Origin of the sequence: Bradyrhizobium sp. TM233, from assembly GCF_036247965.1 — a bacterium.
GTDB classification, from domain to species: domain Bacteria; phylum Pseudomonadota; class Alphaproteobacteria; order Rhizobiales; family Xanthobacteraceae; genus Bradyrhizobium; species Bradyrhizobium ottawaense.
In genome coordinates, this window is sequence record NZ_BTIG01000022.1 from 72,445 (window position 1) to 87,108 (window position 14,664).

The window sequence follows — 14,664 nt, forward strand, 5'->3', positions numbered from 1 at the left end:
CATGGCTCAGCAGGTCGAAGTGAAGGTGCCTGATATCGGCGACTTCAAGGACGTCGTGGTGATAGAAGTCATGGTCAAGCCCGGTGAGACCGTCGCGGTCGACACCAGCCTGATCATGGTCGAGTCCGACAAGGCGTCGATGGAGATTCCGTCCTCGCATGCCGGCGTTGTCAGGGAGGTCAGGGTCAAGGTCGGCGACAAGGTCAGCGAAGGGGCCGTCATCCTCATGCTGGAAGCCGCGGGCGCTGCGGCCACGCCGCCGCCTGCCCCCGCCGCCGCGGCACCGGCAGCGACTCCTGTCGCGGCATTCCATTCCGGCAAGGCGGATATGGAATGCGACATGCTGGTGCTCGGCGCCGGTCCCGGCGGCTACTCCGCCGCCTTCCGAGCCGCCGATCTCGGCATGAAGACCGTGTTGGTCGAGCGTTACGACACGCTCGGCGGCGTCTGCCTCAATGTTGGGTGCATTCCGAGCAAGGCGCTGCTGCATACGGCGTCCGTCGTCGACGAGGTCAAACACCTCCCGGACCACGGAATCTCCTTTGGCGCGCCGCAGATCGATCTCGGCAAGCTGCGTGCGTTCAAGGACGGCGTGATCAAGAAGCTGACCGGCGGTCTTGCCGGAATGGCAAAGGCCCGCAAGGTCGAGGTCGTGACCGGCGTCGGCGCCTTCCTCGACCCGCACCATCTCGAGGTTACCTCGGCAGGCGGCAAGAAGACGATCAAGTTCGCCAAGGCTATCATCGCCGCCGGCAGCCAGGCCGTGAAGCTGCCGTTCCTGCCCGAGGATCCGCGCATCGTCGACTCGACCGGCGCCCTGCTGCTGACATCGATCCCGAAGCGCATGCTGGTGATCGGCGGCGGCATCATCGGGCTGGAGATGGCGACGGTCTATTCGACACTCGGCGCACGCATCGACGTGGTCGAGATGCTCGACGGCCTGATGCAGGGCGCTGACCGCGACCTGGTCAAGGTCTGGGACAAGATGAACGCGCGTCGCTTCGACAAGGTGATGCTGAAGACCAGGACGGTCGGTGGGAAGGCCACCGAGGCCGGGATTGAGGTCTCCTTCGAGGGCGAGCAGGCGCCGTCGGCGCCCCAACTCTATGACCTGGTTCTGGTCGCGGTCGGCCGCAGCCCGAACGGCAAGAAGATCGGCGCCGAGAAGGCGGGTGTCGCGGTGACCGATCGCGGATTCATCGACGTCGACAGGCAGATGCGGACCAACGTGGCGCATATTCTCGCGATCGGCGACATCGTCGGGCAGCCGATGCTGGCCCATAAAGCCGTGCATGAAGGTCATGTGGCCGCGGAAGTCGCCCATGGCGAAAAATCCTATTTCGACGCGCGGCAGATTCCGTCCGTGGCCTACACTGATCCCGAAGTCGCCTGGGCCGGCAAGACGGAGGATCAGTGCAAGGCCGAAGGCATCAAGTTCGGCAAGGCGGTTTTCCCCTGGGCAGCCTCCGGCCGCGCCATCGCCAACGGTCGCGACGAGGGTTTCACAAAGCTTCTGTTCGACACGGCGACGCAACGCGTTATCGGCGGCGGCATCGTCGGCACACATGCGGGCGATCTGATCAGCGAGGTCTGTCTCGCGATCGAGATGGGCTGCGAGCCCGCGGATATCGGCAAGACCATTCATCCGCATCCGACGCTCGGCGAGTCCATCGGCATGGCGGCGGAGGTCTTTGAGGGCCACTGCACCGATCTGCCGCCGCAGAAGAAAAAGTAGGACTGCCCGCGCGGAACGCAGCGAAATGAGGGAGGAGACATAATGTCTGGAGCGACCAGTGCGACGGTCGATAAGAAGGCCGTGACGCAGAAGAAGCCATTTTACCGGGTGCTCTACGTTCAGGTGCTCGCAGCTATCGTGCTCGGCATTATCGTCGGTTGGGTCTCGCCCGAACTCGGCAAGAACGAGTGGATCAAGGCGATGGGCGACGGCTTCGTCAAGCTCATCAAGATGGTGATTGCGCCCATCATCTTCTGTACCGTCGTCTCCGGCATCGCCCATATCTCCGAAGTCAAGAAGGTCGGTCGGGTCGCGATCAAGGCGCTGATCTATTTCGAGATCGTGTCGACGCTTGCACTGGCACTCGGCTTGATCGTCGGCAATGTGGCGCAGCCTGGAGCAGGCTTTCAGGGTCAATCCAACGCCGCTGCTGTCGCGGGTTACGCCAAGCAGGCGAGCGAAATGAGGTCGATCGATTTCGTCCTGCACGTCATCCCGGACACGGTCGTGGGAGCGTTTGCGCAGGGAGAAATCCTGCAGGTCCTGCTGTTTGCAATCCTGTTCGGCTTTGCGCTGATGGGGCTCGGCGAGCGCGCCCATACCGTGCGGGCGTTCATCGATGACGTGGCTCACGCGATGTTCGGCGTCATCTCGATCATTGTTAAGGCGGCCCCGATCGGTGCGTTCGGTGCGATGGCCTATACGATCGGGCGATATGGTCCGCAGGCATTGGGCAATCTCGCTGGGCTTATCGCAACCTTCTATGTCACTGCGCTCCTGTTCGTCTTTGTGGTCCTTGGTCTGATCGCCCGCTTCGCCGGATTCTCGATCTTCAAGTTCCTCCGATATCTGAAGGATGAATTGCTGATCGTGCTTGGCACGTCGTCCTCGGAGAGCGCGCTTCCGCAGATGATGGAGAAGCTCGAGCGCCTCGGCTGCTCCAAGCCGGTCGTTGGCCTCGTCGTGCCGACCGGCTACTCCTTCAATCTGGACGGCACCAACATCTACATGACGCTGGCGACGCTGTTCATCGCCCAGGCGATGAACGTGCAGCTCAGTTTCGGCGAGCAGTTGACGATTCTCGTCGTTGCCATGCTCACCTCGAAGGGCGCATCGGGGATCACGGGTGCCGGCTTCATTACGCTGGCCGGCACGCTCGCCGCCGTCAGGCCGGAGCTGCTTCCCGGCATGGCGATCGTGCTCGGTATCGACAAGTTCATGAGCGAATGCCGCGCGCTGACCAATCTCTGCGGCAACGGTGTTGCCTGCGTGGTGGTGGCCTGGTGGGAGGGCGAGCTCGATCGCGAGAAGCTGCGTGTCGGTCTCGAGCGCGACATCGATCCGACAGACTTCGAGACCGCCGTAGCAGAGGGCAGGGGCATCTAGCGATTGGATTGCGAGAGATTTAACAGACAGACAAGAGGAAATGGTCATGACTGATGTGGTGATTGTGTCCGCCGCGCGAACGCCGGTCGGCTCCTTCAACGGTGCACTTGGATCGCTGACCGCGCACGAGCTCGGAGCCGTCGCGATCAAGGGTGCCCTCGAACGCGCGAAGGTCTCGCCTGAAGATGTCGACGAGGTCATCCTGGGCCAGGTGCTGTCCGGCGGTGAGGGGCAGAATCCGGCGCGGCAGGCCGCTATGGCGGCCGGCATTCCGCAGGAGAAGACAGCGTGGGGCATGAACCAGCTCTGCGGCTCGGGTCTGCGGTCGGTGGCGCTTGGGCTGCAGCAGATCGCCAATGGCGACGCAAAGGTCATCGTTGCCGGCGGCATGGAGTCGATGTCGATGGCGCCGCATCTGTCGCATATGCGTGGCGGCACCAAGATGGGTGACGTCAAATTCGTCGATTCCATGCTGAAGGACGGCCTGATGGACGCCTTCCACGGCTACCACATGGGCGTCACGGCGGAGAACATCGCCGCCAAATGGCAGATCACCCGCGAGGAGCAGGACGCTTTCGCCACCCGCTCGCAGAACAAGGCCGAGGACGCGCAAAAGGGCGGCCGGTTCAAGGACGAGATCGTTCCCGTCACCGTCAAGACCAGGAAGGGCGACGTTGTCGTCGACCAGGACGAGTATATCCGTGCCGGCACGACGCAGGATGCTCTCGCCAAACTTAAGCCCGCCTTCAACAAGGAAGGCTCGGTGACTGCGGGCAACGCGTCGGGCCTCAACGACGGCGCGGCCGCGCTGGTGTTGATGAGCGCGGAGGAAGCCAGCAAGCGCGGCCTGACGCCGCTCGCAAAAATCGTCTCTTGGGCGACCGCCGGCGTCGACCCGGCGGTAATGGGTTCGGGGCCAATCCCGGCCTCGCGCAAGGCACTGGAAAAGGCCGGCTGGAAGGTCGGGGATCTCGATCTCGTCGAAGCCAACGAGGCCTTCGCGGCCCAGGCCATCGCCGTCAACAAGGACATGGGTTGGGATCCCTCGATCGTGAACGTGAACGGCGGTGCCATCGCCATCGGTCATCCGATCGGTGCGTCTGGCGCCCGCGTGCTGACGACGCTGCTGTTCGAGATGCAGAAGCGGGGTGCGAAGAAGGGGCTTGCAACGTTGTGCATCGGGGGTGGCATGGGCGTCGCCCTGACGGTCGAACGGTAGCAGAGAACACCGGCCATAAGCGCCGGAGCAGAATGAACGCGGACGGCACCACACCATCCGCGAACGACATCGGCTGGCCGTGCGCCGGCAGAAGAATAACCGATCAGGATCAGGAGGAAATCATGTCCAGAGTTGCGGTGGTGACCGGCGGAACGCGCGGCATCGGCGAGGCGATCTCGGTCGCACTCAAGGCGGCCGGCTACAAGGTGGCGGCGAGTTATGCCGGTAACGACGAGGCAGCTGCGAAGTTCAAGAGTCAGACCGGCATCAACGTCTACAAATGGGACGTCTCGAACTACGAGGCCTGCGTCGCCGGCTTGAAACAGGTCGAGGCCGACCTGGGGCCGGTCGATGTGCTGGTCAACAACGCCGGCATCACCAAGGACGGCATGTTCCACAAGATGACGCCGGAGCAATGGTACGCGGTCATCAACACCAATCTGAACTCGCTGTTCAACATGACGCGGCCGGTGTGGGAAGGCATGCGCGAGCGCAAGTTCGGTCGCGTGATCTGCATCTCCTCGATTAACGGCCAGAAGGGCCAGATGGGCCAGGTCAACTACTCCGCTGCCAAGGCCGGCGACATCGGCTTCGTGAAGGCGTTGGCCCAGGAGGGCGCCCGCGCCGGCATCACCGTCAACACGATCTGCCCCGGCTATATCGCCACCGAGATGGTCAAGGCGATCAGTCCGGAGATCGTGGCCAAGAACATTCTGCCCCAGATTCCGGTCGGCCGTCTGGGTGAACCGCAGGAGATCGCGCGCGCGGTGGTGTTTCTCGCCTCCGACGATGCCGGCTTCATCACGGGATCGACGATATCGGCGAATGGCGGCCAGCACATGATCTGAGGCCGCATGCCGGCCTCCCGAACCGAAGAATCAAGTCGAGGAACACGATGGACCAGGATCTCAGGGAAGCCGCACTCGAATATCATCGCCTGCCGACGCCGGGGAAGATCTCCGTGGTGCCGACCAAGGCGATGGCCACCCAGCGCGATCTGGCGCTGGCGTATTCACCTGGTGTGGCCGAGCCCTGCCTGGTCATCGCCGAGGATCCGTTGCAAGCGGACGTGTTGACGGCCCGCAGCAACCTCGTCGCCGTCGTCACCAACGGCACCGCCGTGCTCGGACTCGGCAATATCGGCGCGCTGGCCGGAAAACCGGTCATGGAGGGCAAGGCGTGTCTGTTCAAGAAGTTCGCAGGCATCGACGTGTTCGACATCGAACTCGCCGAGGAGAATCCCGATGCGCTGATCGAGACGATCGCGCGGATGGAGCCGACCTTCGGCGGCATCAACCTCGAGGACATCAAGGCGCCGGAATGCTTCTACATCGAGAAGAAGCTCCGCGAACGGATGAAGATACCCGTCTTCCACGATGATCAGCACGGCACCGCGATCATCGCTGCAGCCGCGATCCTCAACGGGCTGAAGCTGGTCAACAAGGACATCGCCGAGGTCAAGCTGGTCTGCTCCGGCGCGGGTGCTGCGGCGCTCGCCTGCCTCGATCTCATCGTGAGCCTTGGATTGCGCCGCGATCGCATCATCGTGACCGACGCCAAGGGTGTCGTGTATGCCGGCCGTACCGAAAGCATGGACGACAACAAGGCGCGCTATGCCGTGAAGACGGATGCGCGGAAGCTGGACGATATCATCCAGGATGCGGACATCTTCCTCGGACTGTCGGCCGGCAAGGTGCTGACATCAGACCTGGTCAAGAAGATGGCCCGCGATCCCCTGATCTTCGCGATGGCCAATCCGGTTCCGGAGATCATGCCGGAAGACGCGCTGGCGGTTCGTCCCGATGCGATCATCGGCACGGGGCGTTCGGACTATCCCAACCAGATCAACAACGTCCTGTGCTTCCCGTTCATCTTCCGTGGCGCGCTCGATTGCGGTGCGACCACCATCAACGAGGAGATGAAGCTTGCGACGGTCCGCGCACTCGCAGACCTCGCCATGGCCGAGGTTCCTGAGGTGGTCGCAACCGCCTACAAGGGCGAGGACCTTCGCTTCGGGCGCAACTATCTCATTCCAAAGCCGTTCGATCCACGTCTCATCGAGATGATTGCGCCGGCGGTGGCAAAGGCGGCCGCCGATACCGGTGTTGCAAGGCGTCCGATCGCCGATATGGACGCTTATCGGCAGAAGCTGAGCCGTTTTGTCTACCAGTCCGGCAATGCGATGCAGCCGGTGTTTTCGGTGGCGAAGGGGAGCGGAAAATCCCTCGTTCTGGCCGAAGGCGAGGATGAGCGCGTGCTGCGGGCAGCACAGGTCATCGCTGACGAGCGGATCGCGAAGCCGTTGTTGCTCGGCCGGCCAGCCACCATCGAACAGCAGATCAAGGCTTTCGGTCTCCGGCTCAGGCCCGGCCAGGACTGCGAGATCATCGATCCGCACGATGCGCAGGTCTATTCCAAATGCGCTGACGTGTATCATGCGCGCAGGAGGCGCGATGGCGTATCGGCGGCCCTCGCGCTGTCGGAGACGCGGAGCAATGCGACGGTGCTGGCGTCGATCCTGCTCGAGCGCGGGATCGGCGATGCGATGCTTTGCGGAGTGATCGGGCGAACCGCCGATCACCTGGCGGCGATCAAGAACGTGATCGGAACGCGGGACGACGTGCGGACGCTCGCCGTAATGCAAATGCTCATTCTCCCGCAGCATCAGCTGTTCATCTGCGACACGCATTGCAATCTCAATCCGACTGCCGAGCAGGTTGCCGACATCGCGCTGCTGGCGGCCGCCGAAGTCAGGCGATTTGGCATCACGCCTCGAGTGGCGCTGTTGTCGCATTCGAGCTTCGGCAGCTCGGCGGTGCCGGAGGCGCACAAGATGCGGGAGGCGCGCACGATCATCCGCGCGCGCTCGCCCGATCTGACCGTGGAAGGCGAGATGCGCGGCGACGCGGCGCTGTCGCAGTCGGTGCGTGACCACGAGTTTCCCGATTCCGGTTTCGTCGGTCCGGCGAACGTGCTGGTGATGCCCAATCTGGACGCGGCCAACATCTCGTACAATCTTTTGCGGATGGCTGCGGGGCAGGGGCTGACGGTCGGCGGCATTTTGCTCGGCGCGGCCAAGCCCGCCCACATTCTCACGCCATCCTCGACCGTCCGCCGCATCGTGAACATGGCTGCCGTCGCAGCCGCGGATGCGGTGTCGGAGAGAGCCTGATCGGAAGGACACGATTGGGCGGACTGTGAACGCGATCGGGCGAGGCCATCATGAGTGAGGCGCAATCGGGAAAGCTCCGGATCGTGATCGTCGGAGGCGGGGCGGGAGGATTGGAACTCGCGACCCGCCTCGGCGACAAATATGGCCGCAAGGGCAAGCTCGACGTCACGCTGATCGAGCGCAACCGCACGCATGTCTGGAAGCCGAAGCTGCACGAGATCGCGGCCGGCAGCATGGATATCGGTGCCCACGAGGTCGACTATCTCGCGCAATCCTACTGGCACGGGTTTCGTTACCGGATCGGCGAGATGATCGGGATCGACCGGGAGCGGCGTCAAGTGCTGGTGGCGCCCTATCTCGATGGCGAAGGGCGCGAGGTGACGCCGAAGCGGAGCTTCGACTACGATATCCTCGTCATGGCTATTGGCAGCCAGAACAACGATTTTGGCACGCCGGGCGTCGCGGACCACGCGATCAAGCTCGAATCGCAGGTCGATGCCAAGCGGTTCCACGAACGCATGGTCAATGCCTGCATCCGCGCCCATGCCCAATCGTCAGCGCTCGGCGAACATCAGTTGAAGGTCGCGATCATCGGCGCCGGTGCGACCGGTGTCGAGCTTGCGGCGGAATTGCACCGGACGACGCGCGAAGTGGTGGCATACGGCCTCGATCAGGTCGATCCGCAGAAGGACATCAGGATCACGCTGATTGAAGCGGCGGATCGGGTGCTTCCCGCATTGCCGGAACGCGTCTCGAAGGAGACGGAGAAACTGCTGCTCAGGCTGGGTGTCAATCTGCTGGTCGGCGCCAAGGTGTCCGTAGTCGGGTCCGACCGCGTCAGCCTGACGGACGGGCGAACCATTCCCGCCGAACTGATCGTCTGGGCCGCGGGCGTCAAGGCGCCCGATTTCCTGAAGGACATTGCCGGGCTCGAAACCAACCGCATCAACCAGCTGGTGGTGCGGCCCACGTTGCAGACCACGCGCGACGACAACATTTTTGCCATCGGCGACTGCTCGGCCTGCTCATGGGGCGAGCGGGGCAATGTGCCGCCGCGCGCACAGGCGGCCCATCAGCAGGCCTCGCATCTCTCTTCCCAGATCCCGCGGCATCTGCGAGGCGAAGCGCTGAGGGACTACCGCTACAGGGACTTCGGATCCCTGGTCTCGCTCGGCGAGTTCAGCACGGTCGGCTCGATGATGGGGGCGCTGGTGGGCGGCAGCCTGGTCTTCGAGGGGCTGTTCGCGCGGATGATGTACCTGTCGCTCTACAAGATGCACGAATACGCCCTGCATGGTCCGGCCAAGGTGGCGCTCGACACGCTGGCTCGCCTGATCACCCGGCGGACCGAGCCGCACGTCAAGCTTCATTGATTGCGGTCGCGAAGGAGATGGATGTCGTGTCGGCCGTTGCGCACCCGGCGCCGGCTCGAGCCCGGAGGGGATGCTGATGGACGCTGTGCTCCTTGCGCGTATCCAGTTCGCCGCGAACATCACGTTTCATATTCTATTTCCATCGATCTCGATCGCCCTGGGCTGGGTGCTGCTGTTCTTCCGCCTGAAGCATCTGCGCGCAACCGACCCACAGCAGAAGCTGGACTGGCTTCGCGCCTATCGGCTGTGGACCAAGGTATTCGCCCTGACATTTGCGCTCGGGGTCGTCAGTGGCGTCACCATGAGCTTCCAGTTCGGCACCAACTGGCCGGGCTATATGGAGCGGGTCGGCAATATCGCAGGCCCGTTGCTGAGCTATGAGGTGCTGACCGCTTTTTTTCTCGAGGCGGGCTTTCTTGGCGTGATGCTGTTCGGCCACCGCCGCGTCGGCGAAGCAATTCACCTTGGGGCGACCTTTCTGGTGGCGCTGGGCACTCTGATGAGTGCGTTCTGGATCCTCGCCCTCAATTCCTGGATGCAGACACCGGCGGGATACGAAATTGTCGACGGCCAGTTCCATGCACGGAATTGGCTGGAGATCGTTTTCAATCCCTCCTTTCCCTATCGTTTCGTCCACATGGTGCTTGCGTCGTCACTGACGTGCGCGTTCCTGCTGATCGGGATCAGCGCCTGGCAGCTCCTCAAGGGCGTCGCGACGGCGAGCGCCTCGCGGGTGCTGCGAACCGGGCTCGTGTTCGCGGCCCTGGCCGCGCCGGCGCAGATGGTGGCGGGCGATTTTCACGGGCTCAATACGCTCAAGTATCAGCCGCAGAAGATCGCGGCGGTTGAAGGCATCTGGGAAACCACGCGCGGCGCGCCGCTGCTTCTGTTCGCGATTCCCGACGATGCGACCCGGTCGAACTATTTCGAACTGGCCGTGCCGAAACTCGCGAGCCTTATCCTCCGTCACGATCCTGACGGGGAGCTCAAGGGGTTGAACGAGTTTCCATCGGCCCATCCGCCGGTGCTGCCGCTGTTCTGGTCGTTCCGGATCATGGTGGGAACGGGCATCCTGATGTTGCTCGTCAGCTGGGTCGGCCTCTGGAGGCATTGGCGCGACGGTTGGGAGTTTTCCCTGATGCCGCGGCCATTGCTCAAGTTGTTCGCGGGAATGACCTTTGCCGGATGGGTGGCAACCATCGCCGGATGGTACGTCACGGAGATTGGACGGCAACCGTTCATCGTGTCAGGCCTGATCCGAACGAGCGAGGTCGCCTCGCGCGTTCCATCGGCGAGCATCGCGCTGACCCTGGTCATCTACGTGACCCTCTATGTGGGCTTGCTGGTGGCCTATGTCGGCGTGCTGAAATATATGTCGGAGAAGCCGGAAAAGCGTCCGGCGGCGGTCACGTCGGAGGACCTTGCACAGGATCCGCTTCGCTATCAGAGCCGCGGAGAGTTCGCATGATGTCGATGTCCTTCGACGAGCTTCTGCCACTGATCTTCATCGGACTGATGGGCGTATCGCTGCTCGTCTATGTCGTGAGCGACGGCTACGATCTCGGGGTCGGCATGCTGATGCATCGGGCGACGCCGGACGAGCGGGATACCATGGTCGCCTCGATCGGCCCGTTCTGGGATGCGAATGAGACCTGGCTCGTCCTCGGCGTCGGCCTTCTCCTCGTCGCCTTCCCAAAGGCGCATGGACTGGTCCTGTCGGAATTGTACCTGCCGACCGCGCTCATGCTGGTCGGCCTGATCCTGCGCGGTGCAGCTTTCGATTTCCGGGTCAAGGCCAAGGCCGACCGGAAGGCGATGTGGGATCGCATGTTCATCGCCGGGTCGATGCTGGCGTCGGTATGCCAGGGCTGGATGCTCGGCCGCTACATCAGCGGGTTCGGCGAAGGCTGGAATTATCCGATCTTCGCCGGCGCAATCGCAATTGCGTTGCCGATGGCCTATGCACTGCTCGGCGCGACGTGGCTTGTGATGAAGACGCATGGCGAACTGCAGGAGAAGGCGATCGAGTGGAGCAAGATCGCCTTCGCACCCATGGTTCTCGGTCTGATCCTGATCTCGATGGCAACGCCGTGGATCAGCGAGACGGTCCGCATCAGGTGGTTCACCCTGCCGGCGATGATCGCGGTGGCCTCGATCCCGATCACGTCCAGCGTCGCGCTGCTGACGGTCCGCCTTCTGCTGGGTGCACCGGCCGTGCGCGGCGCGCTTTGCTGGCTGCCTTTCGCGCTATTGGTGCTCGTGTTCCTCCTGAGCTTCCTTGGTCTCAGCTATAGCATCTACCCCTATGTCGTGATCGACCGGCTCACGGTCTGGCAGGCCGCCAGCAGTCCGGAGTCGCTCCGAGTCATACTGATCGGGGCCTGCGTGACGCTGCCGGTCATCATCGCCTACACCGGATTTTCCTATCGCGTATTCCGGGGCAAGACCATAGAGTTAGACTATGCGTGAGTGGCCTGCCGCAATTGCCGGCGCTCCCGGGTTTGTGCTGGTTCACAAGATGGCGGAGCTCTCATCCCTGGTGAACGTCAAGGAGCCTGCCGAGGTTGGTTCGGTGGCGCCTGCTTCCACGCGTTGGTTCATTCGCGGTGCATTTGCCCTTGCGTTGGTCGCCGCCGCGGCGTGGCTCGGATATGCGGTCATGTTCCGCCGGGGACTGGACCATCTGCACACCGCGGCCCAGCAGCGGCTGGCCGTCGAGGCTGCCAGACTCGACGGCCATCTTTCGAGATTTGAGTATCTCCCGTCTCTCCTGGAGACGTCCCCCGGCGTGTTCCGGCTGCTGGAGGCGCCCGGCGATCCCGCGTTGCAGCAAGCCGTCAGCCTCTATCTGAAATCGATCAACCTGCTGGCGGGGGCCGACAACCTCTACGTCCTCGGTGTCACCGGCGCGACCCTGGCCGCGGCCGATTTCGACCAGCCCGGAACACCCTTCGGCGAAAACCTGTCGTATCGTCCCTACGTGAGCGAAGCGCTTGCGAACGGTCGCGGTGCATTCTTCGGTGTCGGTATCACCACCGCGCGCGCCGGTTATTATCTGTCCTATGCCCTGAAGGACAGCGGGACGACCAAGGGGATCGCGACCGTCAAGGTCAATCTGGATTCGTTCGAGAGGGCGTGGCGCAACATCGACAACGACATTCTACTGGTCGACGAGCGCAAGGTCACGATACTCGCCTCTCGCGACGAGTGGCGCTATCGCCCGATGGAGCCGCTGTCGGTTCAAACGCGCGATGACATCGCGCGATCCAAGCCCTACGGAAACCACGATCTTGCGCCGCTCGGATGGACCTTCGTCGCCCAGTCCGAGAACGGCACGGCACGGATCACCGCGGAGAACGGCACCGCCTATACCGTCAGCGAGCTTCCGATCAACCGCGGGCTGTGGAAACTCGTGCTTCTCGACGACGAGGCGCCCATACGGCAGACTGCGCTCGTCATCGGGGTCATATCGGGATTAGCCGCCCTCGTCGCGCTGCTGGCGCTTGGACTTGTGGAGCAACGCCGCAGAGAGATCAAGCAGCGGTTGGCGAGCCAGGCCGCATTGCAGGCGGCGAACGACATGCTCGAAACCAGGGTGCAGGAGCGCACAGCCGAATTGCGCGCTACGCAGGATGAACTCGTTCATGCCGGCAAGCTGGCCGCGCTCGGCCAGATGTCGGCGGGCATCGTTCATGAACTGAACCAGCCGTTGGCGGCCTTGCAGACCGCCGCCGACAATGCAGTCTTGCTGGTCGACCGCGGATCAATCGGAGATGCCCGTGGAAATCTCACCCGCATTGGCGAGCTGGTGCGGCGGCTCGGACGCCTGACCGGCCAGTTGCGGGTGTTCGCATATAAGTCGAGCAGCCCGCTTGGCGCGGTTTCCGTTGAGCAGGCCGTGGCTGAATCGCTCAAAATATTGTCCGGGCGAGTCAAGGAGGGCGGGGTTGCCGTCGCGACGGACATTGACGCAAAACTCTGCGTCATCGCCGATCAGACGCGGCTCGAGCAGCTGTTGTGCAACATCGTGGCGAATGCGCTGGATGCGGTGGAGAATGTCGAGCCGAAGTCGATCCTGGTCCGGGCGGGCAGGGAGGAGGCGCAGAGCGCGCGCTGCCGCATTGCGATCAGCAACAGCGGGCCCGCGATCGCCCCCGACGTCCTGCAGCGCATGTTCGAGCCGTTCGTGACGACCAAGCCCGCGGGCAAGGGGCTTGGGCTGGGCCTGATGCTGTCCAACCACATTGCACGCTCGTTCGGTGGCGAACTGCATGCGCGAAACCTGACGCCGAGCGGCGCCGAATTTGTTGTGACCCTTCCATTGGCTGAGATTACAGAGGCGGCTCCGCATGGGCGATGACCAATCGATCGGCGTGATCTATGTCGAGGATGATGACGACGTCCGGATCGGCGGGGTCCAGGCGCTCGAGCTTGCGGGATTTTCCGTTTCGGGCTTTGCCTCGGTCGAGACCGCCCACAGCTCCGTGTGCGCCGACATGCCCTTTGTCGTGGTCTGCGACGTGCGCCTGCGCGGGCGCAGCGGCCTCGATTGGCTGTCTGATCTGCGTCGGCTGGATCAGGATCTGCCGGTGATCCTGATCACCGGTCACGGCGATATTTCTATGGCCGTGCAGGCAATGCGGACCGGCGCCTATGACTTCATCGAGAAACCCTGCTCCTCGGAGCAGCTGATCTCGGTGGTGCGCCGGGCGGCGGAGAAGCGGCGGCTGACGCTCGAGGTGCGATCGTTGCGATCCGCCTTGGCGGACCGCCAGGGAATCGAGGCCAGCCTGCTCGGTCGGTCGCCGCAGATCCAGGAGGTGCGCCGGTTGGTCTCCACCTTGGCTGCGACCAATGTCGACGTCACGATCTATGGTGAGACCGGGACGGGCAAGGATGTGGTGGCGCGCTGCCTGCACAATCATAGCGGCCGCCGCGGCGGCAACTACGTTGCGGTGAACTGCGGCGGCCTGCCGGAATCGCTGGTCGAGAGCGAGCTGTTCGGCCACGAGGTCGGCGCGTTCACCGGCGCCACGCGTCAGCGGATCGGAAAGATCGAATACGCCAGCGGCGGAACGCTGTTCCTCGACGAGATCGAAAGCATGCCGCTCAGCGTGCAGGTCAAGTTGCTGAGGTCGCTGCAGGATCGCTCGATCGAGCGCGTCGGCACCAACAAGCCGATCGCTGTAGATTGCCGTGTCGTGGCCGCGAGCAAGGTGAATCTGCTAGAGCTCAGCGAAAAGCGGCTGTTTCGTGCCGATCTTTACTATCGCCTCGGCGTCGCTTTCATCGAGCTGCCGCCGCTGCGCGAACGGCGGGAAGACATCCCGCTGCTGTTCGAGCACTTCACTCTGGATGCCGCCAGGCGTTTCGAGCGCGACGCCCCGATCCTGGACGACCCGACCATGTCTCACCTCCTGGCCTATTCGTGGCCGGGCAACGTGCGCGAGCTTCGTAACGTCGCCGACCGTTTCGTGCTCGGTGTCCTCGACGGCAAGTCGATCAACAAGTCGGGCTTCGGCGCCTCCGATATGTCATTGCCGCGGCAACTGGAGAACATCGAGCGATCGATCATCGAGGATGCGCTGCGGCGCAGGCAAGGCGACGTCCAGGCAACGGCTGCCCTTCTGAGCATTCCGAAGCAGACACTGTACGACAAGATCAAGCGCCTCTGCGTCAATGTCGACGGAATCAGGGAGGGCGCGACCGTCCGCTCCGGATCCTGAGGCCGCGGCGGATGAGACGGCAAGCTCTCGGTGCATGCGGGGGCAAAGGGCGC

10 protein-coding genes are annotated in these 14,664 nt (G+C 63.3%); all 10 read left to right on the top strand.

Annotation, left to right across the window (positions count from 1 at the left end):
- Nucleotide 1: 1 nt before the first annotated feature.
- The 10 genes from lpdA to AABA86_RS30115 all read left to right on the top strand — a co-directional run bounded on the left by lpdA (nt 2) and on the right by AABA86_RS30115 (nt 14,611).
- Nucleotides 2–1,735, top strand: coding sequence for a dihydrolipoyl dehydrogenase (lpdA, locus tag AABA86_RS30070; RefSeq protein ID WP_338309373.1), 1,734 nt, complete (start codon nt 2–4; stop codon nt 1,733–1,735).
- Nucleotides 1,736–1,777: 42 nt separating this feature from the next.
- Nucleotides 1,778–3,121, top strand: coding sequence for a dicarboxylate/amino acid:cation symporter (locus AABA86_RS30075; protein ID WP_338309374.1), 1,344 nt, complete (start codon nt 1,778–1,780; stop codon nt 3,119–3,121).
- Between the two features lie 46 nt (nt 3,122–3,167).
- Entirely contained in the window at nt 3,168–4,340 is a 1,173-nt protein-coding gene (locus AABA86_RS30080; RefSeq protein ID WP_212246821.1) for an acetyl-CoA C-acetyltransferase, read from the top strand.
- A gap of 122 nt (nt 4,341–4,462) precedes the next feature.
- A complete protein-coding gene (phbB, locus tag AABA86_RS30085; protein WP_212246819.1) occupies nt 4,463–5,188 on the top strand; it encodes an acetoacetyl-CoA reductase in 726 nt (241 codons plus the stop codon).
- A 47-nt stretch (nt 5,189–5,235) separates the two neighbouring features.
- Nucleotides 5,236–7,512, top strand: a complete 2,277-nt coding sequence (locus AABA86_RS30090; protein ID WP_338309375.1) for an NADP-dependent malic enzyme — start codon at nt 5,236–5,238, stop codon at nt 7,510–7,512.
- A 50-nt stretch (nt 7,513–7,562) separates the two neighbouring features.
- Nucleotides 7,563–8,885, top strand: coding sequence for an NAD(P)/FAD-dependent oxidoreductase (locus tag AABA86_RS30095; protein WP_338309376.1), 1,323 nt, complete (start codon nt 7,563–7,565; stop codon nt 8,883–8,885).
- A gap of 76 nt (nt 8,886–8,961) precedes the next feature.
- A complete protein-coding gene (locus AABA86_RS30100; protein ID WP_338309401.1) occupies nt 8,962–10,353 on the top strand; it encodes a cytochrome ubiquinol oxidase subunit I in 1,392 nt (463 codons plus the stop codon).
- Nucleotides 10,350–11,354 (top strand): cytochrome d ubiquinol oxidase subunit II, encoded by a 1,005-nt coding sequence (locus tag AABA86_RS30105; RefSeq protein ID WP_338309377.1) that lies wholly within the window; start codon nt 10,350–10,352, stop codon nt 11,352–11,354. The genes AABA86_RS30100 and AABA86_RS30105 overlap by 4 nt, the downstream gene beginning before the upstream one ends.
- A gap of 49 nt (nt 11,355–11,403) precedes the next feature.
- Entirely contained in the window at nt 11,404–13,245 is a 1,842-nt protein-coding gene (locus AABA86_RS30110; RefSeq protein ID WP_338309378.1) for a sensor histidine kinase, read from the top strand.
- Nucleotides 13,235–14,611 (top strand): sigma-54-dependent transcriptional regulator, encoded by a 1,377-nt coding sequence (locus AABA86_RS30115; RefSeq protein WP_338309380.1) that lies wholly within the window; start codon nt 13,235–13,237, stop codon nt 14,609–14,611. Before AABA86_RS30110 ends, AABA86_RS30115 begins: the two co-directional genes overlap by 11 nt.
- Nucleotides 14,612–14,664 lie beyond the last annotated feature (53 nt).